The organism is Saccharothrix hoggarensis, assembly GCF_042678885.1.
GTDB lineage: Bacteria > Actinomycetota > Actinomycetes > Mycobacteriales > Pseudonocardiaceae > Actinosynnema > Actinosynnema hoggarensis.
Genome location: NZ_JBHTLK010000405.1, coordinates 1 through 2,930 on the forward strand (window position 1 = coordinate 1; position 2,930 = coordinate 2,930).

Here is a 2,930-nt window from a genome sequence, read left to right on the forward strand (position 1 = left end):
CCGCCCCGTCCGCGGCGTCGGAAGGCCGCCGGCGAGCGCCGGACACGGCCGCCGAGCCCGGCGGCCGACGTCGGTCCGACGACAAGTGGGACTCGTGGGCGGACGAGAGCCCGCAGCCGTCCGGTCGGCGCAGCGCGCCCGAACCGGCCGAGGCCGCCGGCGCGCACGCGGACGGCAAGTCGGTCAGCGAGCTGCTGGCCGCGTTCGGCGGGGGGGACTCGCCGCGCCGCCGCCGTCGCCGCGAGGACTGACCTACTTGTCGATGTCGCCGACGACCACGGCGAACGACCCGAGCACCGCGGGCAGGTCGGCCACCCTGCTGCCCGGCAGCAACGCCGAGAGCGCCTGGACGTTGTTGAACGACGGCGTGCGCAGCTTCAGCCGCCACGGGGTCTTCTCGCCCCGCGACGCCAGGTGGACGCCCGACGTGCCCAGCGGCGCCTCGACCCACGTGTAGACCGAGCCCTCGGGGGCCTTGATCGCCTTGGGGAGGCGCAGGTTCACCGGGCCGGTCGGCAGGTCGTCCAGGCAGCGGCGGGCGAGCGCGACGGACAGGCGCACCTCGTCCACCAGGCAGCGGACGCGGGCCAGCGCGTCGCCCTCGGTCCGCACGACGGGGCGCACGTCGAGGGCGCGGTAGCCGGGCAGCGGGTCGTCGCGGCGCAGGTCGAAGTCCACTCCGGACGCTCGTCCGACCGGGCCGGTGACGCCGAACGCCAGCGCGGCGTCCCGAGACAGGACCCCGAGGCCCGCCAAGCCCTCCGACGCCTCGCCGGGGTCCACAGTGGACAGGACGTCGCGGACGCGGTCGGTCCAGCCGGCGGGGACGTCCTCGCGCAGCCCGCCGATCCGGTTGAACATGAAGTGGATGCGGCCGCCCGATGCCTCCTCCAGCACGGCCTGCACGGCGTCGCGGTCGCGCGCGCCGGTGAGCGGTTGGAGGAACACCAAATGCGCCATGATCCGGTTCAGCTCGCACAGCAGGACGCGCAACGCCTGGGCGCGCGGCGGGACGTCCATCCCGGTCATCCGCTCCACGGCGAGCGCGACGGCGAGCTCGTTGCAGAAGGCGGCGAGCCAGTCGTGCCGGTTGGCGAGGGTGAGGACCTGCCGGTAGTCGCGCACCTCGAACAACTTCTCGGCGCCCCGGTGCAGGTGGCCGACCAGGGGTTCGGCGGCGGTGATGACGTCGTCGTCCCGGACGGTCAGCCGCAGCCGGTAGGCGCCGTGCGCGGACGGGTGCAGGGGGCCGAGGTCGACCACCCGGTCCACCCCGAGGTGCCGCGCTCCGGCGCCGACGCCAACGGTGATCTCCACGCCGTCATCGTCGCACGGTCCCCGAGCCGTCCGCCGACCGTCAGTCGCGCGTGACGGCGAACAGGAAGCAGCCGTGGGAGGCGCTGCGGACCTGCACCTCGGCCACCAGCGGGTCGTCGAGCAGGGCGTCGAGGCGCTGCGCGAGGGCGTCCGGCTGGGCGACCCCGCCGTCGTGGATGCGGCCGTCGGCGGTGTAGGCGCGCAGGGTCCGCGGGGCGTTCCGGAAGGCGTGGGGGAACTCCGCGGTGCTCGCCGGCCCGTCGCACGGCTCGGCGTGCGCGAACACCGGCCCCAGCTCCTCGTACGGCCCGACGCCGGCTCCGGGCGCGTAGCGGAACAGGATCACCGGCTCGCCCGGCCCGGCCTTGCGCAGGCAGCAGCGCAACGGCGCGCCGGGTGACTCGGCGTGCCACTCGTGGTGCGCGTCGGTCCCGGCGAGCTCGCGGGCGCGGTCGAGGACGTCGTCGGGCAGGGCGTGGATTCGCACACCGCCAGCCTGGGCGGCGGTGGAGCCGGCGGCCGGCGGTCTTCGGCCGTGCAGGTGGACGTGATCGCCGGGCGCGATCGCCGGCCGGGGCTGCGGGACGGGGCTGCCGGGCGGGCTGGCGGACGGAGCTGGCGCACGTGATCGCCGGGCGCGGTCACCACACCGGGCGGAGGCCGCCTTCCGCGCCGTCGAGGTACGCCTCCAGCGCCTCCCGCAGCACGGCCATCCGCTCCGCGCCCACGGCGGACGCGAACTCCTCCTCCAGCTCCGCCCACAGCGCGTCGGCGAACCGCAGGTACGAGCGGCCCTTGCCGGTCAGCTCCAGCACGTGCGCGCGCCGGTCCGCCGGGTGCGGGGTGCGGCGGACGTAGCCCCACTCGACCAGCTCCGCCGCGGTCTTCGTGGCGGCCTGCTTGGAGACCCCCAGGTGGACGGCCAGGTCGACGGCGGTCGCGGAGGGTTGTTCGGCCAGGTAGCGGAAGACGAAGCCGTGCGCCGGGCGCAGCGGTTCGAGGTCGCGGTCGGCCAACCGCTCGTGGAACCGGTCGGTCATCACGCGGAACGTCCTGGCGAACAGCATCGACACGGGTTCCACGGTCGCCTAGTCTGCAACTAGACAACCGAGTTGACTAGTTTGGAGAACGATGTTCGAGCGCCACGGCTTCGTGTTCCACCCCCACGCCACCCCGTCGCGCGGCGGCAGCACGCAGATCGCCCTGTGGACCGTCGAGGTGCCCGCGAACGCCGAGAGCGAGCGGCACCAGGTCGACAAGGAGGAGGTCTTCCACGTCCTCGACGGCCGGGTGACCATCCACGACGTCGAAGCCGGCCGCGGCGACACCGTCGTCGTGCCGCCGCACACCGACTTCCGGCTCGTCGGCGGCCCGGCCACGGTCCTGGTCGCGACGTCGGTCGGCGTCACCGGGTCCGTCGGCGGTCAGCGGATCGACCCGCCCTGGGCCCGCTAGCGGCCGCGGTCACGGCTGCCACGGCGGCAGCGGCGGGAGCAGGGACGACACCGGCACGCCCACGCCGTGCAGCAGCCACCCGAACGACCCCAGCCCGCCCTCCGCCCGCAGCTCCGCGATCCGGGACGCCCGCGCGGCCGCCGCCAGCCAGTCCGGCC

4 protein-coding genes and 1 pseudogene are annotated in these 2,930 nt (G+C 75.3%); 2 read left to right on the forward strand and 3 right to left on the reverse strand.

The genetic code is table 11. The annotated features are described in order from the left end of the window. Positions 1–251: pseudogene (locus ACFQ3T_RS35560) on the forward strand (DUF6779 domain-containing protein); the annotation flags it as partial. Between the two features lies 1 nt (position 252). On the opposite strand, the gene ACFQ3T_RS35565 reads toward ACFQ3T_RS35560, so the two are convergent. The 3 genes from ACFQ3T_RS35565 to ACFQ3T_RS35575 form a co-directional block, all read right to left on the reverse strand. Further along, on the reverse strand, positions 253–1,317 hold the full coding sequence (locus ACFQ3T_RS35565; RefSeq protein ID WP_380730364.1) for an NADH-quinone oxidoreductase subunit D: 1,065 nt from the start codon (positions 1,315–1,317) through the stop codon (positions 253–255). Between the two features lie 40 nt (positions 1,318–1,357). Beyond that, positions 1,358–1,804, reverse strand: a complete 447-nt coding sequence (locus ACFQ3T_RS35570; protein ID WP_380730366.1) for a DUF1203 domain-containing protein — start codon at positions 1,802–1,804, stop codon at positions 1,358–1,360. A gap of 154 nt (positions 1,805–1,958) precedes the next feature. After that, positions 1,959–2,384, reverse strand: coding sequence for a MarR family winged helix-turn-helix transcriptional regulator (locus ACFQ3T_RS35575; protein ID WP_380730370.1), 426 nt, complete (start codon positions 2,382–2,384; stop codon positions 1,959–1,961). Between the two features lie 64 nt (positions 2,385–2,448). Between ACFQ3T_RS35575 and ACFQ3T_RS35580 the strand changes: the two genes are divergently transcribed. After that, positions 2,449–2,772, forward strand: a complete 324-nt coding sequence (locus ACFQ3T_RS35580; protein WP_380730368.1) for a cupin domain-containing protein — start codon at positions 2,449–2,451, stop codon at positions 2,770–2,772. Positions 2,773–2,930 lie beyond the last annotated feature (158 nt).

Excerpts from the sequence above, each read along its gene's own strand:
- ACFQ3T_RS35580 (WP_380730368.1), top strand. The coding sequence starts at position 2,449 with ATGTTCGAGCGCCACGGCTTCGTGTTCCACCCCCACGCCACCCCGTCG.
- ACFQ3T_RS35575 (WP_380730370.1), bottom strand. The coding sequence starts at position 2,384 with ATGCTGTTCGCCAGGACGTTCCGCGTGATGACCGACCGGTTCCACGAG.